Annotated in this window: 21 protein-coding genes and 1 pseudogene; 11 read left to right on the top strand and 11 right to left on the bottom strand. The window is 41.3% G+C overall.

Features of this window, described 5'->3' with window-relative positions; all coding sequences use genetic code 11:
- Window positions 1–68 precede the first annotated feature (68 nt).
- The gene (locus OCK74_RS01175) at window positions 69–980 is read left to right on the top strand and encodes a lytic transglycosylase domain-containing protein (protein WP_279295145.1); all 912 of its coding nucleotides are present in this window, start codon (window positions 69–71) and stop codon (window positions 978–980) included.
- 29 nt (window positions 981–1009) lie between these two features.
- On the opposite strand, the gene OCK74_RS01170 is transcribed toward OCK74_RS01175, so the two are convergent.
- From OCK74_RS01170 to uvsE, 3 genes are all read right to left on the bottom strand, one after another.
- Window positions 1010–1246: a hypothetical protein gene (locus OCK74_RS01170; RefSeq protein ID WP_279295144.1), complete on the bottom strand. Its 237-nt coding sequence runs from the start codon at window positions 1244–1246 to the stop codon at window positions 1010–1012.
- 44 nt (window positions 1247–1290) lie between these two features.
- Complete coding sequence (locus tag OCK74_RS01165; protein ID WP_279295143.1) at window positions 1291–1725, bottom strand: MarR family winged helix-turn-helix transcriptional regulator; 435 nt, start codon at window positions 1723–1725, stop codon at window positions 1291–1293.
- 95 nt (window positions 1726–1820) lie between these two features.
- On the bottom strand, window positions 1821–2702 hold the full coding sequence (uvsE, locus tag OCK74_RS01160; RefSeq protein ID WP_279295142.1) for a UV DNA damage repair endonuclease UvsE: 882 nt from the start codon (window positions 2700–2702) through the stop codon (window positions 1821–1823).
- A gap of 364 nt (window positions 2703–3066) precedes the next feature.
- Here uvsE and OCK74_RS01155 point away from each other — a divergent pair, with 364 nt between their 5' ends.
- Entirely contained in the window at window positions 3067–4701 is a 1635-nt protein-coding gene (locus tag OCK74_RS01155) for a L,D-transpeptidase family protein (RefSeq protein WP_279295141.1), read from the top strand.
- Between the two features lie 85 nt (window positions 4702–4786).
- Window positions 4787–5956 carry a hypothetical protein gene (locus OCK74_RS01150; RefSeq protein ID WP_279295140.1) on the top strand — a complete coding sequence of 390 codons (1170 nt, stop codon included), beginning with the start codon at window positions 4787–4789 and terminating at the stop codon, window positions 5954–5956.
- Window positions 5957–6005: 49 nt separating this feature from the next.
- Here the strand turns inward: OCK74_RS01150 and OCK74_RS01145 are convergent, their stop codons facing one another.
- The gene (locus OCK74_RS01145; RefSeq protein ID WP_279295139.1) at window positions 6006–6578 is read right to left on the bottom strand and encodes a Holliday junction resolvase-like protein; all 573 of its coding nucleotides are present in this window, start codon (window positions 6576–6578) and stop codon (window positions 6006–6008) included.
- A gap of 185 nt (window positions 6579–6763) precedes the next feature.
- On the opposite strand from OCK74_RS01145, the gene OCK74_RS01140 reads away from it, so the two are divergent.
- From OCK74_RS01140 to OCK74_RS01125, 4 genes are all read left to right on the top strand, one after another.
- Window positions 6764–8629, top strand: a complete 1866-nt coding sequence (locus OCK74_RS01140; RefSeq protein WP_279295138.1) for a DNA polymerase III subunit gamma/tau — start codon at window positions 6764–6766, stop codon at window positions 8627–8629.
- Between the two features lie 142 nt (window positions 8630–8771).
- Window positions 8772–9719 carry a YjgN family protein gene (locus OCK74_RS01135; protein WP_279295137.1) on the top strand — a complete coding sequence of 316 codons (948 nt, stop codon included), beginning with the start codon at window positions 8772–8774 and terminating at the stop codon, window positions 9717–9719.
- The gene (locus OCK74_RS01130) at window positions 9720–10793 is read left to right on the top strand and encodes a M48 family metallopeptidase (protein WP_279295136.1); all 1074 of its coding nucleotides are present in this window, start codon (window positions 9720–9722) and stop codon (window positions 10791–10793) included.
- A gap of 214 nt (window positions 10794–11007) precedes the next feature.
- On the top strand, window positions 11008–12684 hold the full coding sequence (locus tag OCK74_RS01125; RefSeq protein ID WP_279295135.1) for a pyruvate dehydrogenase complex dihydrolipoamide acetyltransferase: 1677 nt from the start codon (window positions 11008–11010) through the stop codon (window positions 12682–12684).
- 97 nt (window positions 12685–12781) lie between these two features.
- Here the strand turns inward: OCK74_RS01125 and OCK74_RS01120 are convergent, their stop codons facing one another.
- The 3 genes from OCK74_RS01120 to OCK74_RS01110 form a co-directional block, all read right to left on the bottom strand.
- Window positions 12782–14350, bottom strand: coding sequence for a M1 family metallopeptidase (locus tag OCK74_RS01120; protein ID WP_279295134.1), 1569 nt, complete (start codon window positions 14348–14350; stop codon window positions 12782–12784).
- A gap of 637 nt (window positions 14351–14987) precedes the next feature.
- Window positions 14988–16304, bottom strand: a complete 1317-nt coding sequence (locus OCK74_RS01115) for a MutS-related protein (protein ID WP_279295133.1) — start codon at window positions 16302–16304, stop codon at window positions 14988–14990.
- Window positions 16305–16462: 158 nt separating this feature from the next.
- The gene (locus OCK74_RS01110) at window positions 16463–17803 is read right to left on the bottom strand and encodes a dihydroorotase (RefSeq protein ID WP_279295132.1); all 1341 of its coding nucleotides are present in this window, start codon (window positions 17801–17803) and stop codon (window positions 16463–16465) included.
- Between the two features lie 76 nt (window positions 17804–17879).
- Between OCK74_RS01110 and OCK74_RS01105 the strand changes: the two genes are divergently transcribed.
- From OCK74_RS01105 to OCK74_RS01100, 3 genes and pseudogenes are all read left to right on the top strand, one after another.
- Window positions 17880–19544, top strand: a complete 1665-nt coding sequence (locus tag OCK74_RS01105) for a hypothetical protein (protein ID WP_279295131.1) — start codon at window positions 17880–17882, stop codon at window positions 19542–19544.
- A gap of 53 nt (window positions 19545–19597) precedes the next feature.
- Window positions 19598–19816, top strand: a pseudogene (locus OCK74_RS27910) (ferritin-like domain-containing protein); the annotation flags it as partial.
- An 81-nt stretch (window positions 19817–19897) separates the two neighbouring features.
- Complete coding sequence (locus OCK74_RS01100; RefSeq protein WP_279295130.1) at window positions 19898–20479, top strand: protoglobin domain-containing protein; 582 nt, start codon at window positions 19898–19900, stop codon at window positions 20477–20479.
- Window positions 20480–20484: 5 nt separating this feature from the next.
- Here the strand turns inward: OCK74_RS01100 and OCK74_RS01095 are convergent, their stop codons facing one another.
- The 3 genes from OCK74_RS01095 to OCK74_RS01085 all read right to left on the bottom strand — a co-directional run bounded on the left by OCK74_RS01095 (window position 20485) and on the right by OCK74_RS01085 (window position 22990).
- Window positions 20485–21252, bottom strand: a complete 768-nt coding sequence (locus OCK74_RS01095; RefSeq protein WP_279295129.1) for a DUF72 domain-containing protein — start codon at window positions 21250–21252, stop codon at window positions 20485–20487.
- An 81-nt stretch (window positions 21253–21333) separates the two neighbouring features.
- Window positions 21334–22278: a D-2-hydroxyacid dehydrogenase gene (locus OCK74_RS01090; protein WP_279295128.1), complete on the bottom strand. Its 945-nt coding sequence runs from the start codon at window positions 22276–22278 to the stop codon at window positions 21334–21336.
- Between the two features lie 7 nt (window positions 22279–22285).
- The gene (locus tag OCK74_RS01085; RefSeq protein WP_279295127.1) at window positions 22286–22990 is read right to left on the bottom strand and encodes an NUDIX hydrolase; all 705 of its coding nucleotides are present in this window, start codon (window positions 22988–22990) and stop codon (window positions 22286–22288) included.
- A 192-nt stretch (window positions 22991–23182) separates the two neighbouring features.
- Here OCK74_RS01085 and OCK74_RS01080 point away from each other — a divergent pair, with 192 nt between their 5' ends.
- Window positions 23183–23863: an HAD family hydrolase gene (locus OCK74_RS01080; RefSeq protein WP_279295126.1), complete on the top strand. Its 681-nt coding sequence runs from the start codon at window positions 23183–23185 to the stop codon at window positions 23861–23863.
- Window positions 23864–24005: 142 nt separating this feature from the next.
- On the opposite strand, the gene dusB is transcribed toward OCK74_RS01080, so the two are convergent.
- Window positions 24006–25040 (bottom strand): tRNA dihydrouridine synthase DusB, encoded by a 1035-nt coding sequence (dusB, locus tag OCK74_RS01075; RefSeq protein ID WP_279295125.1) that lies wholly within the window; start codon window positions 25038–25040, stop codon window positions 24006–24008.
- Between the last annotated feature and the right edge of the window lie 64 nt (window positions 25041–25104).

Genomic DNA, 25104 nt, shown 5'->3' with positions numbered 1-25104 from the left:
TTTCCGACGAATCAAAAACCATTTTACCGAGGCACCTTTTTTGTACCACTTCAATTAAACCACCCAAAATGAAACCACTACTTTCAAATACGCTCTATTTTACAGCAGGAGGCTTAGCTGCGGTATTACTGCTAGGGCAATTTGCTTTCAACGATAATAGAAAAGGTAATAAAGAAGAACCAATTGTTTATGAATGGCATACACCGCAACTTCCTAAAAGAATATCTTTTGCAGGTGAGAAAGTTCCTATTCAAAGATGGGATGTAAAAGAGCGGTTTGATAGAGAACTGTTGTTTAACTCTTATAGTCAAGCGAATATTCTTTACATATTAAAACTAGCAAATCGCTATTTTCCAGTAATAGAAGAACGACTGAAAGCGAATGGTGTACCCGATGACTTTAAATATATGGCAGTAGCAGAAAGTAATCTGCAGAGCGGTGCCCGCTCCCGTTCCGGAGCTATAGGCTTTTGGCAATTTATGAGCGATACGGCACCAGAATACAACATGCCGGTTAATAACCAGGTTGATTTCCGTTACGATGTAGTAAGATCTACTGATGCTGCTTGTAAATATTTGAAACAAGCTTATGTAAAATTAGGTAGTTGGACGGCAGCAGCAGCTTCTTATAATTGCGGCCAGAATGGCTATAGTAGCCAAGCCGCATATCAAAAAACCAATAATTACTACGACTTGCTTCTACCAGAAGAAACCAACCGTTATATCTTCCGCATTCTAACATTTAAGCATTTGATGGAAAACGCAGAAGAGCTTGGTTATAAATTAAGCGAAGATGAAAAATACCATGTTATCCCAAGCCGCACAGTAACAATAGACAGTTCTATTTCTAATCTCGCTCAGTTTGCACTTGATAATGGTACCACCTATAAGATATTAAAACTTATGAATCCCTGGTTACGTGACAGAGACCTGACCGTACCCAAAGGAAATACATATAACATATTAATACCCGAGAAATAACAGGAGTTCAGAATTACAATCAATTTTGATTATAATTTGTAAAAAGTGTTGCCTATAATGAATTCCGGAAATATATCTTTTTGAGAGGATGAAACCTGTGCGGCCCGTTTAGCCAGTTCCAAAACAGACCTCTTGGTAACTACCTTGTTCTTTACAGCTACAGTCTTTTGATATTTGGTTTTACAACAATTCGTCCGATTGGCAGTTGCAAAAGAAACTGAAGCCAATAAAACAGAAAGAAAAAGTATAAAGGATATCTGTTTCATAACCACAGGCTTTATTGATAAGGTAGGAGCAAGTTTGTTTAATCTTAATTTGTTTTGCAATTATTGATGATCACTGTCAAGGTATCTCTAAGCATTCCTAACTCCTCTTGTGTTACATCATGTAAAGCAATAGCCCTATTCTGCGCAACAACTTTAGCTATATCTTTCATCAGCGTCTTGCCTACGGATGTTACTTCCAAATGAAACCTTCTTCTATCCGAATCATGCATTTTACGCTCTAAGTATTTTTTTTTGATCAGCAAGTCAATGATACGGGTAACGCTTGCAGCGTCTTTGAACACTTTTTCAGCAATTTCATTCTGACTGATGTCCGGCTTTTCAGTTAAAGCCTGCATTACCAACCATTGATCAATTGTTATTTCCAATCCCGCTTCATAAAGCCTTTTCTGCGCAAATTGACGATAGGTTTTAATAGCCTTATCTATAGTATAAAAAATAATTCCTTCCAGCTTCTCCATAATTGCAAATCAAAGATAGGACAATAATTGATATATCAACTAAATCATAAAGAAAACTTTCATTTTCCATAACATATTTACTCAGCAATAGACAACTATTTTCCCCACTTCTTCCAATATTGAAGCACAGAAAGTTCCTTCATTTTAGTTTCAAGCACGATATCGATGTTTTTTCCATAAGTGTTTATCGGTTCATGCACCCAGTCGGAATGCGCTTCCTTTTTTGCATTAGGGTCTTCATACTCTTTGCGGGATGATGAGAAATGAAAGATGGGTTTCAGGCTCCAGGTATTATAAGCAGCATTGAAAGCTTCTTCCTCGTTTTGCAAGCCTGGATGAAGACGATGATGAAAATAATCGAACACAATGGGTATGCCGATCATTTCGTGCAGGGATAACAGGTCGGATACAGCAAACAAGCCAGGTTTGTCATCATTCTCTACAGATAAACGACCACTCAGGCTTTCAGATAGCAATTTAAAATTCCGGGCAAAGCGTTTTAAGGTTTCCTTTTTGTCGCCATAAGCACCTCCAACGTGAATGTTGATCTTATGCCAGTGTGTAGCCGGCAAGCCCATAAGGTCAAAAATTTGTGCGTGTAGCTCTAAGTCCTTTATTGTGTTTTCCAAAGTAGATCCACTTCCTGCTAACTTATTAAATGGTCCGGGATGTGAGGTCAGGCGAACAGGATGCCGGCCAACAGCTTCCAATACTGAGCGGATTTCAGTAAAATCAGGTATGCTTTCTAATTTGTATTCAGAGGCCCACGGGAACAACTCCGAAGTAACTCTAAAAACATTAATTCCATGTTCCACATTCCATTCTACAATTTTCAAAAGGTTTTGTACATTTTTAAGTGTCAATTGAGAAGCATACTGAATGCCCTTTTCCAGGAAAGTCTTCCTGATCATACTCCTATTGGTCATAATTCCTTTTTCAGCAAGCGTAACATTAATACAGGCATAACCAAGATTCATATCATAGGTGTTTTAAATTCTTAACATGATTCTATAAACACATCACCCACCTAAAAGTTCAATCACTAGTATAAACATGCCGAAATACGCTTATGGAATTTTATCCACATGCGCAGCCCCACCTCCGGCCACCCATTAGTGCTCTTGCAACTATTAACAGGGAGAGGTGTCGCTTTTATGTTAAATTATTACCTATCACCAATTGCTACTAACACTTACCTTATATAAGTGATTGAAAATGCCTTTTCAATCACTTATAAATTTTTATTCAATAAGCTAGGTTAAAGCCAATAAATTGTCTAACTCAAAACTTTTAATCTCAACTTCTCCTCTATCAGGCATCTTTTTTGAAACCGCAGAGTATATGAAGTATATATTTATTTATCTGGTAATGATATGTAGTCTGGCAGTTGCATGTGGTAATGCCCAGGATAGTGATGATGATGAAAACGGCTCTGGAAATGAAATAAAGAATGTTTCATCCAGAAACCGTAGCATTAATAAGAGCAACTCGTATAGTGACCTGTTTATGGACAGCAGTACGGTAGAGGCTTTTATAACAAAAAAAAAGATCCCAGATTCGGTTGCCCGCCGTATCCGCAGTTTCTATAATACACGTAATTATCAATATGCGTGGTTTACCAGTGAGGGGCTAACAGAACAGGCAAGAGGCTTCTGGAGCTTACATGAATATCATACCTCAGAGTTTAAAGACTCTGTTTTATTAAACAAGGAATTGCAGAGAAAAATGGATGCTTTAACTGTGGAAGAAGACCTTGCAGTAAATACATCGAATAAATCCATCCAACAGATAGAAATCACACTTACGCAACATTTTATTCATTACGTTGAGGCAGCCTACCCCGACGGTTATGTAAAACGAAAGGAAATGGAGCGTTTTGTACCCTACCAGAAAGTAAAAGCAATATATCTAGCCGACTCCCTGTTGAACAAAAAGCATAAGGATAATAAATATTTTGAAGATGTACACCCTCCTTACCGAAAGCTCAAAGAACAGTTGGCAAAATATACAGAAATCGTGAAGAACGGTGGATGGCCTATGATTCCAGAGACTCAAAAGAAACTGAAAAAAGGAGACTCTGCGAAAGTTATTACAGCCATAAAAAAAAGATTGCATATTACTGGTGAATTGCCAGGCACAGACACAAGCCGAATGTTTAATGACACACTGGAAATGGCTGTAAAAGATTTCCAGTTGCGCCATGGATTTAAGAATACTGGTATTATCACTGCTGTGTTGATCAAGGAAATGAATATCCCTGCGGACCTGCGTCTGAAACAATTATTAATGAATATGGGCCGCATGCGCTGGTTGCCAAGTGAACCTGCCGGAGCATTGATGCTTGTGAATATTCCTGAATTCATGTTGCATGCATACGAGGGCAACCAGCGGGTGTTTGATATGGCGGTTGTAGTGGGGAAGGAAGGGCATAATACTACAATGTTTACTGGAGACTTGAACCAGATCGTGTTCAGTCCTTATTGGAATGTGCCCGAAAGTATTGTGAAAGATGAGATCATCCCAGCATTAGCAAAAAATCCATCCTACCTGACTAGCCAGAACATGGAAATTGTCAAACAAACAGGTGAATATCCTGTAATCAGGCAATTACCAGGACCTAATAATGCTTTGGGTAAAGTAAAGTTTTTGTTTCCCAATAACTATAATATTTACTTTCACGACACGCCATCCAAAAGCCTTTTTGAACAAAGCAAACGTGCGTATAGCCATGGGTGCATCCGATTAAGCGACCCTGAAAAAATGGCCAATTACCTGTTGCGAAATCAGCCGGAATGGACACCTGACAAAATCTTCGAAGCCATGAATGCTGAGGAAGAAAAATACGTGAAGCTTAAAAACCCCGTTCCGGTAGTCATCACCTATTTAACTGCCTGGGTAGATGACGATGGCAAACTCAATTTCCGTGAAGACATATATAAACACGACCAAAAGCTGGAAGAAAAGATGTTTCAATAAATGTTTATAATTATTGAAAAGACAATCAACAAAAAAACATAAAACATAAACTATCTTACATTTGCCACATTCAAAACTGTACTGAATGCACCTGGTTGAAGTAACCAATTCAAAGTTGGCCAAAGAGTTTTTGCTGGTGAATGTGGAAATCAATAAAGATAATCCCAATTACATCCGACCGCTGGATAAAGACATCAATGAAGTTTTTGATCCGAAAAAGAATAAAGCATTCCGTTTTGGCACTGTCAAGCGTTGGATTTTAAAAAATGATTCCGGTGAATTGATTGGACGTATCGCAGCTTTTGTCAATAAAAAATACAAGACCAAAGGAGATGATGTACCTGTTGGCGGCATTGGTTTTTTTGATTCTATTCATAACCAGGCTGCAGCCGACATGTTGTTTGATGTAGCCAAACACTGGTTGATGCAGCAGGGTATGCAAGCAATGGACGGCCCTATTAACTTTGGTGAACGCGACCGTTGGTGGGGACTGGTTGTTGATGGTTTTCAAGAACCATTGTATGGAATGAACTACAATTCTCCTTACTATAAAGAGTTATTTGAAAACTACGGTTTCAAAAACTTTTTCAACCAAACTTGTTTTGGGCTGCATGCGAAGGAGCCCGTAAGTGCAAAGCTGCAAAGCCGACACGCGACTTTTGCAGACAAACCAGAGTTCAAAGCCAGGCATATTGATAAAAGACAATTGGAAAAGGCTGCACAGGACTTTACAACCGTTTACAATGCGGCATGGGCAGGACATGGTGGCATGAAACAGCTTAAGAAAGAACAGGTGGTACAAATGTTCAGGAAGATGAAACCAGTGATGGATGAACGTATTGTTTGGTTTGTGTACCATAATGATGCCCCCATAGCCATGTTTGTCAACCTTCCGGATTTGAATCAATGGTTCAAGCACCTGAATGGCAAATTTGATCTTTGGCACAAGCTTAAATTTTTGTGGGTAAAAAAGACTAAACCATGTAAAAAGTTTACAGGTATCGCTTTCGGTATTGTTCCAGAGTTTCAGGGCCTGGGCGTTGATGCTTTTATGATTGTGGAGTCAGCCAAAATCATTCAACCTCATACTGAATACAAAGAATATGAAATGCAATGGATTGGAGATTTTAATCCAAAGATGATCAATGTTGCCTATAGCATTGGTGATACAATTGAAAGCCGCCACCTGGTCACCTACCGCTACTTGTTTGACCGCACAAAAGAGTTTAAACGGCACCCGATTTTAATGTTTTAAATGACGAATGATGAATAAGTTTAGGGCAAATTGTCTTATTCATCATTCTTTAGATTCTCAGTTCCTTCCACTCCACTCTTTTGTTCAGGATTGCGTATTTAATGGCTCTCTGCTTGGGCGTTAAAGTAGAACCTGCGGTTTTTACTTCAATAAAGTGAACAGAGATACTATCGAGGTCGGTTTCCATATTATTAAACACGATCAGGTCGACCGGGCTCCCAATAAAGCGGGCTTCTTTGGGGTTATAAGGAAAGATGCCACCAAAGAAAGGAATGATGTGCTCGGTAACTTTTCCAATCGTCACGGCCTGGCTTTTTTTAATAGCATCCTGCCTGATGATGCCTTCATATTCAATCTTCCAACGCTCAAAATTAGCTTGGGCGACAACGGATTGTTCAGCGGCGATGCGTTGCTGTTCCACCTGTAAAACTGTATCCTTGAATTGCTCAAACTTTTCATGGGCCATTTCATGCACTTTTATTTCCAGGTCAGACAATACTTTGGATTGCCTCAGCAACTCAGCCTCCAGGTCACGTCTTTGTTTATATTGCTGGAAAAGCAGGTAGAATGCAGCCAGCAATAACATTCCAAGTATACCAGCAAAAATTTGTAAAACCTCCATGGTAATATTATTTAACAGGCGATGTGTAATTAAAAATGAGCAAACATTACACCTCTTAAGCAGTTAAACACAGGAAGGGAAGATGTAGACAATTTGTGCACATTATGATCTTGATCTCGTTAAAACTGCGCACAGATTAGCGCACTTCCATTACCTTAGCAACCGAGTCAGGAGACATTAGCCGCATGGAAAAGTTTATCGTTTCTGCCAGAAAATACCGCCCTCAAACCTTTGATACGGTTGTGGGGCAGCAACATATTACCACAACTCTAAAGAACGCCATCAGGAATCACCAATTGGCGCATGCCTTTCTTTTTTGTGGTCCCAGGGGTGTTGGTAAAACCACCTGTGCCCGCATTTTGGCAAAAACCATTAATTGTGAAAATCCTACACCTGAAGGCGAAGCTTGTAACCATTGCCACTCCTGTAAGTCGTTCAATGAAGGTACTTCATTGAACATTCACGAGCTCGATGCCGCCTCTAACAACTCGGTAGATGACATCCGGGCCCTGGTAGAGCAGGTACGTTTTGCACCACAGGCAGGAAAGTACAAGGTCTATATCATAGACGAGGTACACATGCTCAGTTCGTCAGCTTTCAATGCTTTTCTGAAAACGCTGGAGGAACCGCCACCGTATGCTATTTTCATCCTGGCGACTACTGAAAAGCATAAGATATTACCCACCATCTTAAGCCGATGCCAGATATTTGACTTTAAACGCATCACTCTTCAAGATACAGTAGACCACCTGCATGGAATTGCCATCAAAGAAGGAATCCAAACTGATGAAGCAGGCCTGCAAATGATTGCCCAGAAAAGCGAGGGCTGTATGCGTGATGCATTAAGTATCCTGGACAAAATTGTTTCCTTTACCGGTGGACAGGTTAGCTACACAAATACCCTGGAACACCTGAATATCCTTGATGCTGATTATTATTTTAAATTAATCGACAACATGCTAAAGCAGGATTTGGCCGGAGCTATGCTGTTGTACGATGATATCAATAAAAAAGGATTTGAAGGGGATTCTGTGTTGAATGGTTTTGCCGAGTTCGCTCGTAATCTTTTGATTTGCAAGGACGAACGTGTTGCCGGATTGCTGGAAGTCGTGGAAAGTTTCCGTCAACGTTATGCCGAGACAGCCCAAAAAACTGAAGCCGGTTACCTGGTAAGCATTCTTAACATCCTGGCAGAAGCGGAACTCAATTATAAAGCAGCCAGAAATAAGCGCCTGCATGTAGAGATGGCATTGATCAAACTTTGCTACCTGCGCCAGGCCCTGCAACTCACCTCTGACGGGAGTACTGTTGATAAAAAAAAAGTAGTTGATACAGCAAGAGCCGTAGCTTTTAAAAACATCAATCCAATAAGTGTTCAACCTGATGCCTCAGCACCAGTTAATGTGCCTAAACCCGCACCGACTCCTGCTCCTGCGGTAAAGCCGTCAGTTGCATCAGCAGTGACAAAGCAGCAACCGGAAGAAGCTAAACTGATCATAGAAACAGAGCCTGTGCACAAACAAGCTGTGATCAAAGAACCTAAAACGGCTTATACTCCACCACCGCCTCCTTCTCCCCCTGCGCCAGGTAATACTAAATCCAAACTGGGATCCCTGCAATCCTTGCGTCAGCAGATACAGGAAGTGCACAACAACCAGGTGATCCGGGAAGATCTACCTTTAGAAATGTCCAGTCTTCGGAAGGCATGGGACAAGTTTATTGAGCAACTGAAAGCTGAAAAGAACCCAGCATGGCAAAGTTTTGAAGTAGCAGAACTGATGATTAAAGACGCCAATAGTTTTGATGCTACAGCTAACAACAACATCAATCAAAAGTTCCTGGATTTTGAAAGAAATAAAGTTTCGGAGTTTTTAAAACATGAATTGCACAACCGCCAACTTCAGTTTTCTGTTATACTCATAGAAACGGAGCAGATACAGGAAGTAATCGAAGTACCATTAACTTCCAAGCAGCAATACCAAAAAATAATTGAACAGTTTCCTATTGTACAAGAACTAAGGGAAAGACTGAGACTAGAACTAGATTTCTAGGGAGCAGGAATGCAACCAACCGTTTCTAACTCCTAAGCACATTCACTTATTATTATAAAAAACTCCAGCATTTTTTGTTAAATAATAAGATCTTAAATATTATTGCTACATAGTATTTAAACAACATCAAAACTAACAAAGCATGAAGGAGTATCGTTCGTATCCTATAGCCTTTTATGGTAAAGGCAGTGAATATTTTAAAATACAAATTGTAAACACCATTCTCAACATTCTTACACTTGGCCTTTACTATCCCTGGGCTAAAGAAAGATCTCTTAAATACCTGTACAGTAAGAATACTTTCGACGAGACACCTTTCGTTTTTTCCGGAACGGGCAAAGAAATGTTCAAAGGTTTCATTAAAGCCATTGTCATTTTGGTATTACTCTACGGTATCTTTACCTATTTTGCCATGCATGATCATCTGGGGATTGCAGCACTGATTATATACGGTGGTATTCTTGCAATAACACCCTTGGCTATTCATGGTTCTTACAAATACAGAATGGCCAAAACAAGTTGGAAGGGCATCCGTTTCGGGTATACAGGAAACAGGAAGGAATTGATTATTCTCTTTTTTAAGGGCATCTTCTTTACATTAATAACCTTTGGAATTTATGGTGCATGGTTTACAATTCACCTCAGGCGATATGTATTGTCCAATATCAAAGTAGGAAATGCACGCTTTGTTTATACCGGTGACGGAAGTGATTATTTTGGACTGAATTTAAAAGGTTATTTCTTGTCTGTTCTGACTTTAGGCATTTACAGTTTCTGGTGGCAGAAAGAATTATTTGAATACTTTATCAACAATCTCCGACTGGAACAAGATGAAGATGCGGTCTTTTTTCGCTCAATGGCTACAGCTGGCGGATTTGCAGGCCTTTTAATTGTAAACGCGCTAATTCTTGTCTTTACTTTAGGTTTGGGGTATGCCTGGGTGGTTACTAGAACAATGGAGTTCGTAATGAATAACATTGAAGCTAGTGGCTATTATTCATTCGAGTCGCTGCAACAGGCCCAGGAAGATTACAGCGACGCAACTGCTGATGATATGGCAGACATTCTTGACTTCGGCTTTGTTATTTAAATGGAGAACTGTACTATTTTATATTTTGATGGAAGCAGTGCCCGCCCCTCACAGGTGCGGGTATTGCTTTTCAATGGCAGGATACACATTCATGATGGCGAAGACGACCATTTCTTGCAGAGTTTTCCTTTAAAAGGTTCATCATATAATCAGGTAGGGTTTACTCATTACGTATATCTTGATACCAAAGGATTGCAGTATTTGGAGTTTACCGGTGAGCACCCTTTAGCAGAGGGAATTGCCAAACAGATTTCAAATGCAAATCCCAGTTTAGTGCAGGACCTGATGCGACAGAAAACTGTAATATTAGTCACCTTATTTATTCTTTTGGGAGTAGGATTGTACTTCTTCATCATCACTCTTATTCCTTTTATTGGCACTAAAGTGATAGGAGTACAGGAGGAGATCAGGATTGGTAATCAACTTAGGGAAATGACGATTACTCAAGAAGCCACATTTGGCGTAACAATTGACACAGCAGGAACACATCAATTGCAAAATTTTGCAGATCATCTGAAACTGAGCAAGCGATACCCAATACGGGTAACATTGCTAAAAAGAAATGAAGTCAATGCATATGCACTTCCTGGTGGGCAAATCGTAGTTTATTCTGGAATACTTAATAAAATTAAAACTCCAGAAGCGCTAGCAGCTCTGTTGGCACATGAAAGTACCCATGTTAATGAGCAGCATAGCCTCAAGTCATTATTACGCAGTGCAGCTAATGGAATTATAATATCTGTTATTTTTAGTGATGCCACTGGCATCTCCGGAGCATTAGTAAGCAATGTGGAAAATTTAAACGGTCTTCGCTATTCCCGTATGTTGGAAACCGAAGCAGATGAAAAAGGCATGGAGCTTCTGTTGAAAAATGAGGTCAGCGTTGATGGAATGCGCCAGCTCATGAAGACGACCCTGCAGAAAATTGAAGATATTCCAAGCAGTCTTTCCTTCCTTAGCTCACATCCACTTACTAAAGAAAGGATCAGGAATGCAGAGCTTTTTATCAAAAAGCATCCACAACGACCAACTACCAGGGAGGACTTGAAGATCATATTCCAAGAGTTAAAGTGACGCTGAATTCTGTCCCATTTAATCTAAGAAAACAGGAGATTCTTATAACGGGCCTTTTAATAAACCCTTGAATTATTGATAATTGGAATGTTTACCGACTTCAGGCACCAGACTTCAATCTTAAACCAGAACGCTCCCATTTACAATTCCTTGCAACTTTTGCTGCATTTCCATTAATTTCGGCCCTTCAAAACTAAAAATCATATTTTTTGATATGGCTGAAGTTATTTTAATGCCTCGCCTCAGTGATACCATGACAGAAGGGGTAATTGCTGCATGGCACAAGAAAGTAGGAGACCAGGTTAAAAAAGGTGATCTTCTTGCTGAAATTGAAACCGATAAAGCTACGATGGAATTGGAGAGCTATAAAGATGGCACTCTGTTGCATATAGGCGCAGATAAAGGTGGTAAACTTCAGGTAAACGACTTGTTGGCTATCATTGGCCAGCCGGGAGAAGATATTTCACAACAAATTTCCGGGGGTCAGTCTCAGGCTGCTGCTCCTCAACCAGCGGCCCAGGAAACTGCACCTGCTCCGAAAGCTGAAGGAGACGTACCATCACAAGGTGGAGCTTCGGGCATTGATATCAGTAAAATTGAGGAAGTAGTGTTGATGCCTCGCCTTAGTGATACCATGACTGAAGGGGTCATTGCTGCATGGCACAAGAAAGTAGGCGATGACGTAAAGAAAGGTGATCTACTGGCTGAGATTGAAACCGACAAAGCCACGATGGAGTTGGAGAGCTACAAGAATGGTAAATTATTATATATAGGTGCAGAAGCCGGACAAAAGATTGCAGTAAACGAGCTTCTTTGTATTATTGGTGAAGAAGGAAAAGTTGATGTACAAGCTATTGCTGCAGCGTCCAAAGGTGGCACAGCCCAAGCAGCTCCAGCACAAGCCGCTCCTGCCCAACAGGGAACACAAGCACCAGCAGCACCTGCCCCACAGACACAAGCAGCTGCACAAGCGGTTCCAGCTTCTGCTTCAGTAACTCCTGAAGGCCGCATAAAAGCTTCGCCATTAGCTAAGAAAATTGCTGCAGAAAAAGGCATTGACCTTAACCAGGTACAAGGAAGTGGTGATAATGGAAGAATTACGAAAATTGATATAGACAGTTTCGTTCCTGCTCAGAAAGCGGCCGCACAGGCTCAGCCACAAGTTCAAGCCCAACCTCAGGCGCAGGCACAACCAGTTGTACAAGGTCAGGAAGGCTATACAGACCTTACCAATTCGCAAATGCGTAAGGTTATTGCACGTCGTTTGAGTGAAAGCAAGTTCACTGCTCCACACTTCTACCTGACCATGGAAATTAACATGGACAAGGCAATGGAAGCCCGTGCAGAAATGAACGAAGTGAGCCCAGTTAAAATCAGCTTTAACGACATGGTAGTAAAAGCTGTTGCCATGGCCCTTCGCAAACATCCTGCAGTAAATTCTTCATGGATGGGTGATTTTATCCGCCAGTACAGCCATATACATATTGGTGTAGCAGTAGCAATTGAAGATGGACTGATCGTACCAGTTATTCGCTTTGCAGACCAGAAACCACTTAGCGTGATCGCTGCAGAAACCAAAGAACTGGCAGGTAAGGCTAAAAACAAGAAACTTCAGCCTAACGAGTTTACAGGAAACACCTTCACTATTTCTAACCTGGGTATGATGGATATTGAAGAATTCACAGCCATCGTTAATCCACCAGATAGCGCGATCCTGGCAGTTGGACGCATCAAGGAAGTAGTGGTGAGAAAAGGTGAAGGCTTTGGCGTTAGCAATGTTATGAAAGTAACTCTGAGCTGCGACCACAGAAGCGTGGACGGAGCAGTTGGAGCTACGTTCCTGCAAACGTTCAAAAAATACCTGGAGAATCCGGTGACAATGCTTGTCTAGTCTATACCTGGATTTTGGGGATTTCTAAGATTACTAAGGAAATTTGAATATAGACCTATAAGGATTTGAAAACCTTATAGGTCTTTTTTTTATGCCTTTAATTCTCTACGATGTGTCCTTCAAACAACAGAGCAGTATTTGGATCCAGAACAACCTTTGCGGGTTTCCTGGAAATAGGGAATGAAAAGGTTTCTTTGGCCTTTGTAATGAAGACCTTATGAACCGTTTGTTTTCCTTTGGCATCTAAGATCCCTATTTCTAAAGGGAACTGATATATGTTTTCACCTTTTTGCTGGATCGTTAAATAGAAATTATTCTTTTCAAACTTCCATTCTCCATGTATTTTCGGCAGCCCTGGCTGGAACAACCATTGATCAAAAAATGGTTTGAGCACTTCTCCTGAAACTTTTTCGGCTACAGCCTGGAAGTCCCTTGTCTCTGCATTGCTTCCCTTATACAGTTCATAGTAAGTCTGAATGACCTTTTGGAAAACAGTGTCACCTAATTTCCCACGCAACATATGTAATACCCAGGCCCCTTTTTCATAGCTGTTGTCGTTGAGCAGGTCCATCAAAGCAGAAACAGAATCAACAACAGGTCTCTTTGTAACCTTGTTAAACTGGATCACTTCGTCTCTTTGTTCCCTAAGGCGCTGCTGCAACATAACCTTCCCATATTGGCGCTCCATATAGATATCGGTCATATAAGTAGCGAAACCTTCGCTTAACCAAAGGTGGGGAAAGCTTTTTTCTGTGGCCATATTGCCAAACCACTGGTGTGCAATTTCGTGCGCTATCAGGGCTTCTGACCTTCGATCTCCAGTAACTGATTTCTCCGTGTAAAAGATCGTGTTGGCATTTTCCATTCCACCGAAGATGGTCTTTGATTGCACGTTCGCAAGCTTTTTAAATGCATAAGGCCCAATATAATCGATAAAGAATTTTAAGATATGGTCAGCCAGTTTGTAATCATAAAAACCCTTTTGCTTATCCTGCGGATAGACCCAAGCGGTTACCGGGACTGGCGAACAACTATCCACTCTAGCAATGGCAAATTGAGCAGCACCAATGACCATTACCTTGGTTGAAATTGGTATTGTTTCTTCCCAGTGTGTCAACTTTCTAGAATTGTCCAAGGCAGCTTCTTCCATTTTCACGCCATTTGAAACTACCTGGTAATGAGCAGGTGCTGTCACCAAAAACTCGACAGAGGCTTTGTCATCAGGAGCATCATTGCAAGGAATCCAATGGTGCGCCCGATTGGGCCAGTTATCTGAAAAGAAAGTACGGTCGCCATACTTGTTTTTGGAAATGATCAAGCCATCTGCAGGGATGCCACTATAATACAACTGTACAGAGCTTATAGAATCGGCTGCCTTCTTTAATTGGATGTTGACCTTGTCGCCTGCCTGTTGAAACCCTGCAATATTATCACCTTTAATACTATCGACCTTCATCCCTTTTCCGTTGTTTTTTACCTGAACAAGGTCGAGTGAAAAGGAAGACTCCGGATGTTTGAACCGGGCTTGTACTTCAGCCTCGCCCTGGATACGGTCAGTCTCGTCGGATAATTGCAAATAAAACTTATAATGCTGGACATCAATCTGTTGGGAAAAGCCAAAGCAATATGAAAAAAGAAATAAGACTATCAAAAGTTTTTGCATCATAGGTAGTTTGTACTCTAGTAAAGTGTAATGCCTTAACTATTACAAAGGTGGTAACCAGACGTGAAAGGTAGGGAAATCCTTCTCATGAATAGTAAAACCGAGGTTATGAGTACTGTTTTTAACAACACTTGAAAAAGAATTGCACGGGAAGACGATAAATGCTAAGGGAATGATATTAGGATATTAAGATATTGATTGTGTAAAAATTGTTTTCTAGGCTCAAGTACGGCTAAGATACGGCTAAGGTATTGATTAAGAGTCAAGATTTATGGGGGAAGGGAGGGGGTTCAAAACTTGGAAAGTGGGGGTTGGTTTTGTACCTTTAGGCTTAGCTCCCTTGACTCCGTTCAGGGCCTTGAAGGCGTTCTGCCTGTAGGTTGTTTTCCCCTTATTTATGAGCATTTGCTGAATTCAGATCGAAGCATAGTCGAAAGATGGTCGAAGGATGATCGAAGGATGGTCGAAGTAGCATCGGCTTAGGTACGGCTGATGTACGGCTTAGATATGGAGTTGGTACGGAGTATCTAGGGGGAATGGAGGGATAGAGTTGAAATACTTTTGCCCTACTTTAGGTATACTGATGGTATACTGAAGCTACGAAGGATGCATATTCAAATCATGAATCCAGGGTGTTTTGTTATAGTTTTTCGAGCATTTCTACTACTTTTTCTCTCTTTAAGATCACGTAGCCAATCCGGTCGTTGGAAATGCCTTCTTTTAGCTGGTAGCTAAATGACAGCTGGTCTTCATGGACGTTGGTCTCGAAATATTTGAAAGCGATATTGGGGTACTGTTTCAGGTCCTCTCCTATTTCATATAAATGCGTGGACAGAATGAAAAGGGAATTGTGCATCTTAATCAAACCTTTGATCACAGTCAGGGAACACTTCATTGCATCCTGCACGTTAGTTCCCTTGAACAATTCATCGATCAGCACCAGCCACTTTTTACCATCGTTAATTTTATTAATTGTGTTTTTGATGCGTTGCACTTCGTTAAAGAAAAAGCTTTCCCCTTTTGCAATGTTATCCACAACATTGATGTTGCTCAGCAGGCCGTCGAACACGGTTAGCTCCATATTTTTTGCAGGAACTCCCATGCCCATATGGGCCAGGAAAACTGAAGACCCCACGGCTTTAATCAGGGTGCTCTTGCCGGCCATATTAGCTCCTGTTAGAAAAAGGAAGTTCTGGTCTGGGTTCATCATCAGGTCGTAAGCGACTGGTTTTTCGAGCAAGACATGATAAAGGCCTTTTGCATTCAGATAGGGTTGATCCTGTTCGATGAACTTCGGGAAATGCAGATCGAACTTTTTTACAGCCATCGCCATGGAGTACCAGGCATCCAGGCGGTGAAATACCTCCATAAGGTCCTGAGTATCAGATCTATAGTCGGCTTTTAAGTGGTAAGCGAAATACAGGTTTTGCATAGCATTGAACCTTGCATCAGGCGCAGCTTCAGACAGGCGACGCAGTGGCTCAGATTTCAGGGCCCTGCTGATGCGGTCGATGTAAAACTGAATCTGTGCTGGCAGTTCCACAGACGACAAAAGATCTGCCAGCTGCCGCATACCCCGGTAAAAATCGGCAAAGTGCTTTACCGAATATTTTATCATGGAATAGTCGGGCCCATGCAGGACCTTGTAAACAAGGCTGTTAAAGGCATTCTGGCTTTCGGGTACAGGGTCGAGGCTATAATCCAGGAACTTATCCATGACGAGAATAGTTCCATTGGATATATCTGTAGGCCACTCATCAATATGATCCAGCAGGACCTTGATTATGGCTTGTGTACCGAGTATGCGTTTCAAGTCGGGGTGCGGCTCAGAGAAAAAACGACGCAGCCATTCCTTACCGCCCAGGGTACGGGTAAAGTTGAGTTTGTGGAAAATAGAAAATTCTTCTTCCGGGTGAAAGATCGAAATGTCGTTGAATGTGATTTTGTCTATTTGCATAAGCCATTCACACCTCCAGTCCGCCAGAGGCGGAGAGCATCAGCGCTCCCCTTTAAGCGGAAGAATTTTATCCTTTGAATAGAGGATGATTAAAAAATTATTTTCTAAAAGAGCTTTTACTATCAATATTGGTTGCTTCGTGCCTATTGTTTTGGATATTAGCGCTGGAACAACAACCTCTGCCCTTTTATAGATTCATTCCACTGCCCATTTCCATAAACTAAATTTCCATTTACAAAAGTATGCGTCACTGCTGCGGGGAAGGTTTCGCCTTCAAAAGGGCTCCAGCCGCATTTGGACAGAATGTTGTCTTTTTGAACAGTGGTTGAATTATTCAAATCAACGATTACAAGATCGGCAAAATAGCCTTCGCGTATGTATCCCCGCTCCTTTATTTGAAAACAATCAGCTACCGCATGACTCATTTTCTGGGCAATTTTCTCCAATGAAATCTTTCCTTGCTTGTGATAATGCAGCATTAATAAGAGAGAATGCTGCACTAATGGGATGCCTGCGTGCGCTTTTTCGTAAGGTTCATTCTTTTCATGCCAGGTATGGGGCGCATGGTCGGTAGCAATAATGTCCAGGCGATCATCGAGCAATCCTTCCCACAAGGCAGTTCTATTATGTGGTGCTTTAATGGCCGGGTTACACTTGATCAGGTTTCCCAACTGTGCATAATCATCAGAAGTGAAGTGCAGGTGATGCACGCATACTTCGGCAGTAATGCGCTTTTCCTTGAGCGGCAGCATGTTGCTAAACAACTGAAGCTCTTTTTCTGTACTGATATGCAGGATGTGTAAACGACTATTGTGTTTCTTGGCCAATTGGATTGCCTTGAAGGAGGATTCGAAGCATTCTTCTTCATCGCGAATGATGGGATGATCGGCTGCTGTCAACTCTGCCTTTTGGGATTTTATCCGTTGCAGGTTGTCTTTGATCATTTGCTCATCTTCGCAGTGGGTAGAAATCAGCAGTTCTGTCCCGGAGAAAATCTTATCTAAGGTCAGGTAATTATCTACCAATAAGTTTCCGGTAGAAGAACCCATGAAGATCTTCACGCCGCAGACCCGATCCTTCTTTTCATTTGTTTTGAGGACTTCATCCAGGTTATCGTTCGAGGTACCCATAAAGAACGAATAGTTAGCCAAAGACGTACGGGAAGCAATACTGTATTTTTCCTCAAGCAATTCCTGTGTGAAGGTTGCCGGGGAAGTATTGGGCATCTCCATAAAGCTGGTGGTGCCACCGGCTACAGCCGCTTTGGCCTCTGTATAGATATTGGCTTTATGGGTTAATCCTGGCTCGCGGAAATGCACCTGGTCGTCGATAACCCCGGGTAATAAAAATTTTCCTTCCCCATTTATTTCCACAACAGCACCATCCACTGTTATATTTGGAGCGATTTTTTCTATCCGTTCGTTTACCAAAAGGACATCAGCAGGTTGAATGCGTCCTTCATTTACCACATTGATGGCCTTTAACAGGTACTTTTGCATAACTTTTTTGAAATTTTTAAACGATACAATGGCTTGCTACGGTTGAAGTGGCTTGCCGGAGTTTTAAACATGTCGCATGCAATTTAAACAAACCCTATTACGAGCCTCCATTTTGTTGGCACCGTTTGCGGCTCAATCGCAAACCACTTACCTACCGCAAGATGCTAAAGAAAACATCATTATTGAAAGATTGGAAATAAAAAATGGCACCGACTCTGTTTTAAACTTCTCCAAAACCAAGCCTTACAGCCGCAAGCACTTCATTTCACGTATCGGCCGGATGGATTCGACCCTATCGCTTTCAAAGGTGGACCAGTATAATTTATACAGCGCAATGGCAAGCAACCTGGAATGGGCCACTGGTGAACGAACTGATTACCTAAGCAAGAAACCCATTGCCAAACATTTTTATGTGACGCCTGCCAATTTTTACGAGGTCAACACAAAGGACTTCTTCCTGGCTGTAAATCCTGTTTTTCAATATGTTGTCGCCAAGGAGAAGGACAATGACGAACACCTCTTTTTAAATACGCGCGGTATTACCCTACGTGGGCGCATAGCCAACAAGGTAGGCTTTGCAGCTTATGTGACTGATAACCAGGAACGTGTACCCACGTATGTAAACAGTTTTATTAAGGAACATGATGCTGTTCCGGGAGAAGGGTATTATAAAGATTTCAAGGAAACAGCATATGATTACTTTGATGCTCGCGGACACTTTTCATTTAATGCAGCCAAGTTTATCGATATCACGTTCGGGTACGATAAAAACTTTATCGGTAATGGTTACCGCAGCTTGTTTCTCGGCGATTTTGCAAACAGTTCCTTATTCCTGAAATTGAACACCCGTGTCTGGAAACTGAACCTCCAGAACCTGTTCATGGAGCTCAATGCAACAGAGCCAAGAGGAGCAGATCACCTGCTAGGCAAGAAATATGCAGCTATGCATCACCTAGACTTTGCAGCAACCAAATGGCTAAATGTAGGGTTATTTGAAGCTATTGTATTTGGCCGTAAGGATCACTTTGAATTCTCTTACCTGAATCCTGTTATGTTCTACAGGTCCATTGAGCGGCAAAATGGAAGTATAGACAATGCTTTTTTTGGATTGGACGCCAAAGCCAATATTGCACACCGATTCCAGTTATATGGACAACTGCTACTTGATGAATTCAGTTTGTCGGAAGTTAAAAATCATGAAGGCTGGTGGGGTAACAAGTGGGCTTTTCAGGGAGGAGTTAAATACATTGATGCATTAGGTATTAAAAACCTTGACCTTCAGTTAGAAAGCAACCGTGTGCGTCCGTTCACTTATTCTCACGGTGATTCTGTTGCGAATTACACGCATTATAATCAGCCTTTGGCACATCCGTTAGGGGCCAACTTCCAGGAGTGGATCGGTATTGCCCGTTACCAGCCTGCCCCCAAATGGATACTCCAAGCAAAAGGTATTTATTATATGCAAGGGCGTGACACATCCAATACCAATTCATTCGGTAGCAATATCTTTCTTCCCAATACCCCCACTTACAGAAAGAATGTTTATGGTTATGAGGTTGGCTCAGGACAACGCACTCAGGTAGGATTGGCATCTTTCTTACTCTCTTATGAACTGAAGCAGAATCTGTTTTTGGAGGGGAATGCTTTATTCAGGAAAGAAAGTGCGATTACCACAAAAAACACATGGGTGTTTTCTACTGGTATCAGATGGAATATGCATCGAAGGGAGTTCGATTTTTAACTGGATGCAACACAATCGGGACAATTGGCTGATAAGCTGAACCTTTTTCCGAATACCTGAAGATATCTACTATTAAAGAGGCTACGAACATTTCGGATGGAAAACAGGCTGTTCAGAAAATCCTGGAAGGCTTTCAATCTTTGCTTGCAGTTGAGCGGGATCTTTTGCAGCTATCTTCAGAGGCCAATGATGAAGGGACCTATGCACTTACGAGCGATTACATCCGTGAACAGGAAAAGCTGGTTTGGATGTATTCTGCGTATTTGAAATGACCTGAACAAGGTTGTGAATGAGTAATTTTTTGTATACAGGATTCCTAACTAATTTTGATAACTCACCCAAAACCTTTAGTTATGACTCCGATCAAAGGCTATGCTTATGGCGAGTCCAGCCTGGAAGCATCGCCAATTACCATTCATGATTTAGACCTGCTCAAAAAAACTCTTCTTTGGTCTGATGAAGATGACCAATTTCTGAAGTTAGCAGGAGAAGTACTCAAAGACCAGGTTAATGATGTGCTGGACCTGTGGTATGGTTATGTTGGTGGCAATCCGCATTTGTTATATTATTTTACAACTAATGGCCAGCCCAATACAGAATACTTATCAGCAGTCAGAGAAAGATTTGGTCAGTGGATCCTGGATTTATGTCAGAAGCCATACGACCAGGACTGGCTTAATTATCAACACGAAATAGCTCTTCGTCATTACAGTACAAAGAAAAACAAAACTGATGGTGTGGATTCTGTCCCCATCATTCATTTAAGGTATCTTGTTGCATTTATTTATCCCATTACAGTCACTATTAAATCATTCCTTGCTAAAAAAGGGCATTCCCAAAATGAAGTGGAGAGCATGTATAATTCCTGGTTCAAGGCAGTAACATTAACTGCGCTGTTATGGAGTTATCCTTATGTCCGGGAAGGAGGATTTTAACTGATTCAGAAATCAAACTCAAGATTCTGAGCATCCATATTTAAAGGTTTACTACCTGTAAAACTTTGGACAAATCTTGCATTGTCCAATGCGGCGTTGGTAGCGGTATTATTGAAAAACAGGTAAGCTTTGCTTACTTTGTCAGATCCCTTTATTTCATTTACCACCTTCTTTAAAAAGGCTTCGTCGTAAGCTGAATAGTATAATTTCGGAACGCCGTGAAACCTGTAGTAAGAAATGGCATCATTTGCAACCACTTTATCAGGGAGGCCCGGATAGCTAACGCCACAAAAGATCACGTGGTGCAGCCATAATTTCTCCTTTACATCGTCCCTCCACCAGCTTTCATGCCTAAACTCCACAACATTTCTAAAAGCCGGGTGAATATGGTTCAAAATTTTTTCCAGGTTTTCTTCTGAATAGTGATACTTCGGGGGCAATTGAAAGAGTACGCATCCCAACTTTTCTTTTAAACCAAACTGAAGCAGGTTGTAAAAATCATTGAGTTCAGCATGAGCATCATTGAACTGCTTGGTATGAGTAATCACCCGAGGCACTTTAACAGCAAATGAAAAGTCTAGAGGCGACCGCTTATACCAACTTTCCAGCATGCTCAGTTGGGGAAAGCGATAAAAGGTTACATTTAGCTCCAACGTATTAAAATGCCGACAGTAGAACTCAAACCACTTAGATTCGCCTAGTCCTTTTGGATAGAAGTTATTTTTCCAATCCTTGTAATGAAAACCAGAACAACCGATGTACCATTCAGGCATGAGTATAGGAATTTAGATTAAAAACTAAAAAACCTTACCAAGAGTCGACTTTAAAAGAAATTGTTATTTGAACTATCCGTTTTAAACGATATTTATTGGCCGGCCACTTAAAAAAGCTTCAAGGTTCTTTGCAGTTATATCCATTACTCGTTGCCTTGCTTCCCGGCTCATCCAAGCATTGTGCGGTGTGATGATACAATTTTTTGCTTTCAATAAGGGATTTGTGTCCTTGGGAGGTTCAACAGACAAAACGTCTACAGCGGCGCCAGCTATGCGGCCCTCGTTCAGGGCATCTGCCAAATCATGTTCATTGATTAATGGTCCGCGGGAAGTGTTGATCAGAAATGAAGAGGGCTTCATCAACTGCAACAGGTCTCTATTTACAAACTGGTTGTTTTCATTTGTCAATGGCAGATGCAAGGATACCACGTCGCTTTGTGCAAACAGAGTGTTCATATCTGTAAATTCACCAAGGTCAGTATCCTTTTTGTTTCTGCCGGTATACAGTACCTGCATACCAAAGGCCTTTGCTATTTTTGCCGTTTGCTGGCCAATATTTCCTAATCCTACAATACCTATTGTCTTGCCATCCAACTCAGTTAATGGAAACTTTGTATAGCACCAATCTTTTGCGGCCACCCATTCTCCACTGGCAACCGAGGTAGCGTGAACGCCAACCCGATTTGTCAGTTCCAATAATAAAGCAAACGTATGCTGGGCAACGGAGGCTGTTCCATAGGCGGGCACATTGCAAACTATGATCCCTTGCTTTTTAGCAGCTTCTATGTCGATAACGTTATAACCTGTAGCTGTTACACCTATGAATTTCAATAATGGAAGTTGCTGTAAGGTTTCAGCCGTAAATGGTACTTTATTGGTTAGTACAACCTCGGCATCCTTGCAATGCTCAACGATCGTGTGAGCAGGCATCCTGTCATAAATTATTAATTCACCCAGCTTTTCAACTGGCGCCCAGCTCAAATCCCCCGGATTTAGTGTAAACCCGTCTGTAACAACAATTTTCATCAGCGCATTATATATATTTCTCGGCTTTGGGCACGAAGTTCAGGAACGCGGCCATATTGGCTTTGTATTTACGTTTATCCAATTTGTAGTAAAAAGCTCCTTTTTTAGAACCAGTTTTGTCTTTTTCGTTCAGTTTCACTAAAAGTCCTGTTGACATCAATTTACGGGTAAAATTGCGGCTATCGAAGATGGTATCGTAAACAGCTTCATACAGGTTTTGTAACTGAGGAATTGTGAATTTAGGGGGTAATAATTCAAAAAGAATCGGATGCAGTGCAGCCTTATAGCGTAAATGTTTTTGCGCTAACCGAACCATATCATCATGGTCAAAAATCAAGCGTGGCTTCTTATTTAGCAGATACCATTCAGGATGATAAGCTTCGTTGATCTGCTTTTCGTATTGCTGTATGTCGATCAAAGCGAAGTAAGGAATTGAAATTGTTCTCTCTTCGGGGTCCCTGTCTGTATCGCTAAATGCCTGCAATTGCTCCAGGTATACGCCTTCCAGGCCTGTTAACTGCTTTAATACACGGTTGGCAGCTTCATCAAGCTTCTCATTTGGTTTCAGAAAACCTCCCATTAAGCTCCATTTATTCTTCTCTGGTTCAAATCCTCTTTGAATCAATAAGAGCTTAATATCCTTCCCATCAAAACCAAAAATGATACAATCTACGGCAACAAGAATATGTTGTTGATTGGCATACTGGGTCATAAACTGGCATCTTTTAAAGTAAATAAGTCAATCGTTCCGGTGTTAAATTTTAGCATGAAAATATAACATATAAATGTAACACCTACAATTATAAGTAAATACCTTTGAAACTTCATGATTTTACGCCTGCTGTCGATGAAAAAAATGACTTGCAGGCATTTGTATTTTAATAAATTACTATAAGGGAGCATAATGAATTATAAAGCTTTTTTATTTGACTTAAACGGAACCATGATTGATGATATGGGATATCACACAAAGGCATGGTTCAGCATTTTGAATAATGATTTGTCTGCAGGACTTAGTTGGGAAGAGGTAAAAAGTCATATGTATGGCAAAAATGAGGAGTTGCTTGTGCGCGTTTTCGGACCAGACCATTTTAGCAAAGAAGAAATGAAAACGCTCTCTGTCGAGAAAGAAAAAAGGTATCAGCAGGAATATATCGCTCATTTAAAACTGATACCAGGTCTTGACAAGGTTTTGAAAAAAGCTGCAGATGCGGGCATTCAAATGGCCATTGGCTCTGCTGCTATTACATTTAATATTGACTTTGTAGTTGACAATCTGAATATCCGTGATTATTTCAATGCTATTGTGAGTGCAGATGATGTGGCTTACAGTAAGCCTGACCCGGAAACTTTTATTAAGGCAGCAGCTTTATTGGGCGTAGATCCTAAAGACTGCCTTGTATTTGAAGATGCCCCCAAAGGTGTAGAAGCCGCCCTTCGTGCCGGGATGGATGTGTTAGTGATTACTACAATGCACGAAAAAGAGGAATTTGCAGCTTATCCCAATGTGATTGGGTTTATAAAGGATTATGAGGAGGAGTTTGTGGAGGAATTGTACTCACAACCACACCCCCAGTCCGCCTGAGGCGGAGAGCGTCAGCGCACAACCCTAATCTGTAAAGGAAGATCGACAACGCGCGAGATAAATAAAAATTAAAAGGTTCTTATGTGTTGAAATGTTTTTACCAGTTTAGAACCTTTTAATAATATACGCTAGCAAGTTTTTCTTAATCACAACTATAGGCTAAAGTATCCATTTCCACTTTCCGAGGAGTGAATTGGAAGCCGTCGTAGAATTTCACGATTTCCCGGAGGACTTCGTCAATTTGTTCGACTTCTGTTATTGTAACCAGTCGTAAACGAAATTCTTTGATATTGGGGAGGCCTTTCAGATAATTCGTATAGTGACGGCGCATTTCATTGATGCCGGGCTTCAGGCCTTTCCACTCTACAGAGCGGTGCAAATGCTGGCGAATCACTTCTACCCGTTGCTGAATTGTTGGAGGCGGCAGGTGCTCGCCTGTTTTGATATAGTGTTTAATTTCATTGAATATCCAAGGATAACCAATTGCGGCGCGGCCAATCATCACGCCATCCACGCCATAAGTATTTTTGTATAAAACTGCTTTTTCCGGAGCATCAATATCACCATTACCAAAGATGGGAATCTTGATACGAGGATTTTCTTTTACCTTGGCAATTGGGTTCCAGTCAGCAGAACCTTTATACAACTGACAACGGGTACGGCCGTGTATGGATAAAGCTTTAATGCCAACATCCTGTAAACGTTCTGCGACATCTTCTATATTAATTGTGTCGGCATCCCATCCCAGGCGGGTTTTCACTGTAACCGGCAGTGTAGTGGATTTTACTACAGCTTTGGTCAGCCGCACCATAAGATCCACGTCTTTTAAAACAGCAGCACCAGCACCTTTGGTCACTACCTTTTTAACGGGGCATCCAAAATTGATATCTACCAGATCAGGTTGGGTAGTATCCACAATTTTAGCGGCCAGTGCCATTGCCTCTTCATCACCACCAAATATTTGGATTCCAATAGGCCTTTCATTTTCAAAAATGTCTAGTTTCTGGCGGCTTTTGATGGCATCGCGGATCAATCCCTCACTGCTGATGAATTCCGTATACATCAGGTCTGCTCCGTTTGCCTTGCAGACGGCCCTGAAAGGCGGATCACTCACATCTTCCATTGGAGCCAGCAGTAAAGGGAAATCTGGTAGTTGTATGTTGTCTATTTTTACCATTCAGAGTTTACAATTTAACAAATTCACGCGCTACGAGTTTGCCGGTTCATTAGTTTCTTAGTTT

This window comes from Paraflavisolibacter caeni (genome assembly GCF_025628885.1).
Classification (GTDB): domain Bacteria; phylum Bacteroidota; class Bacteroidia; order Chitinophagales; family Chitinophagaceae; genus Flavisolibacter; species Flavisolibacter caeni.
This window is presented reverse-complemented; position numbering and strand designations above follow the sequence as displayed.

Coding starts and splice junctions, on each gene's coding strand:
- OCK74_RS01095 (WP_279295129.1), bottom strand. CDS start 21,252: ATGCCTGAATGGTACATCGGTTGTTCTGGTTTTCATTACAAGGATTGG.
- OCK74_RS01110 (WP_279295132.1), bottom strand. CDS start 17,803: ATGCAAAAGTACCTGTTAAAGGCCATCAATGTGGTAAATGAAGGACGC.
- OCK74_RS01080 (WP_279295126.1), top strand. CDS start 23,183: ATGAATTATAAAGCTTTTTTATTTGACTTAAACGGAACCATGATTGAT.
- OCK74_RS01140 (WP_279295138.1), top strand. CDS start 6,764: ATGGAAAAGTTTATCGTTTCTGCCAGAAAATACCGCCCTCAAACCTTT.
- OCK74_RS01170 (WP_279295144.1), bottom strand. CDS start 1,246: ATGAAACAGATATCCTTTATACTTTTTCTTTCTGTTTTATTGGCTTCA.
- OCK74_RS01145 (WP_279295139.1), bottom strand. CDS start 6,578: ATGGAGGTTTTACAAATTTTTGCTGGTATACTTGGAATGTTATTGCTG.
- OCK74_RS01120 (WP_279295134.1), bottom strand. CDS start 14,350: ATGATGCAAAAACTTTTGATAGTCTTATTTCTTTTTTCATATTGCTTT.
- dusB (WP_279295125.1), bottom strand. CDS start 25,040: ATGGTAAAAATAGACAACATACAACTACCAGATTTCCCTTTACTGCTG.
- OCK74_RS01175 (WP_279295145.1), top strand. CDS start 69: ATGAAACCACTACTTTCAAATACGCTCTATTTTACAGCAGGAGGCTTA.
- OCK74_RS01115 (WP_279295133.1), bottom strand. CDS start 16,304: ATGCAAATAGACAAAATCACATTCAACGACATTTCGATCTTTCACCCG.
- OCK74_RS01155 (WP_279295141.1), top strand. CDS start 3,067: ATGAAGTATATATTTATTTATCTGGTAATGATATGTAGTCTGGCAGTT.
- OCK74_RS01125 (WP_279295135.1), top strand. CDS start 11,008: ATGGCTGAAGTTATTTTAATGCCTCGCCTCAGTGATACCATGACAGAA.
- OCK74_RS01130 (WP_279295136.1), top strand. CDS start 9,720: ATGGAGAACTGTACTATTTTATATTTTGATGGAAGCAGTGCCCGCCCC.
- OCK74_RS01150 (WP_279295140.1), top strand. CDS start 4,787: ATGCACCTGGTTGAAGTAACCAATTCAAAGTTGGCCAAAGAGTTTTTG.
- OCK74_RS01135 (WP_279295137.1), top strand. CDS start 8,772: ATGAAGGAGTATCGTTCGTATCCTATAGCCTTTTATGGTAAAGGCAGT.
- OCK74_RS01165 (WP_279295143.1), bottom strand. CDS start 1,725: ATGGAGAAGCTGGAAGGAATTATTTTTTATACTATAGATAAGGCTATT.
- OCK74_RS01100 (WP_279295130.1), top strand. CDS start 19,898: ATGACTCCGATCAAAGGCTATGCTTATGGCGAGTCCAGCCTGGAAGCA.
- OCK74_RS01085 (WP_279295127.1), bottom strand. CDS start 22,990: ATGACCCAGTATGCCAATCAACAACATATTCTTGTTGCCGTAGATTGT.
- OCK74_RS01105 (WP_279295131.1), top strand. CDS start 17,880: ATGCAATTTAAACAAACCCTATTACGAGCCTCCATTTTGTTGGCACCG.
- uvsE (WP_279295142.1), bottom strand. CDS start 2,702: ATGAATCTTGGTTATGCCTGTATTAATGTTACGCTTGCTGAAAAAGGA.
- OCK74_RS01090 (WP_279295128.1), bottom strand. CDS start 22,278: ATGAAAATTGTTGTTACAGACGGGTTTACACTAAATCCGGGGGATTTG.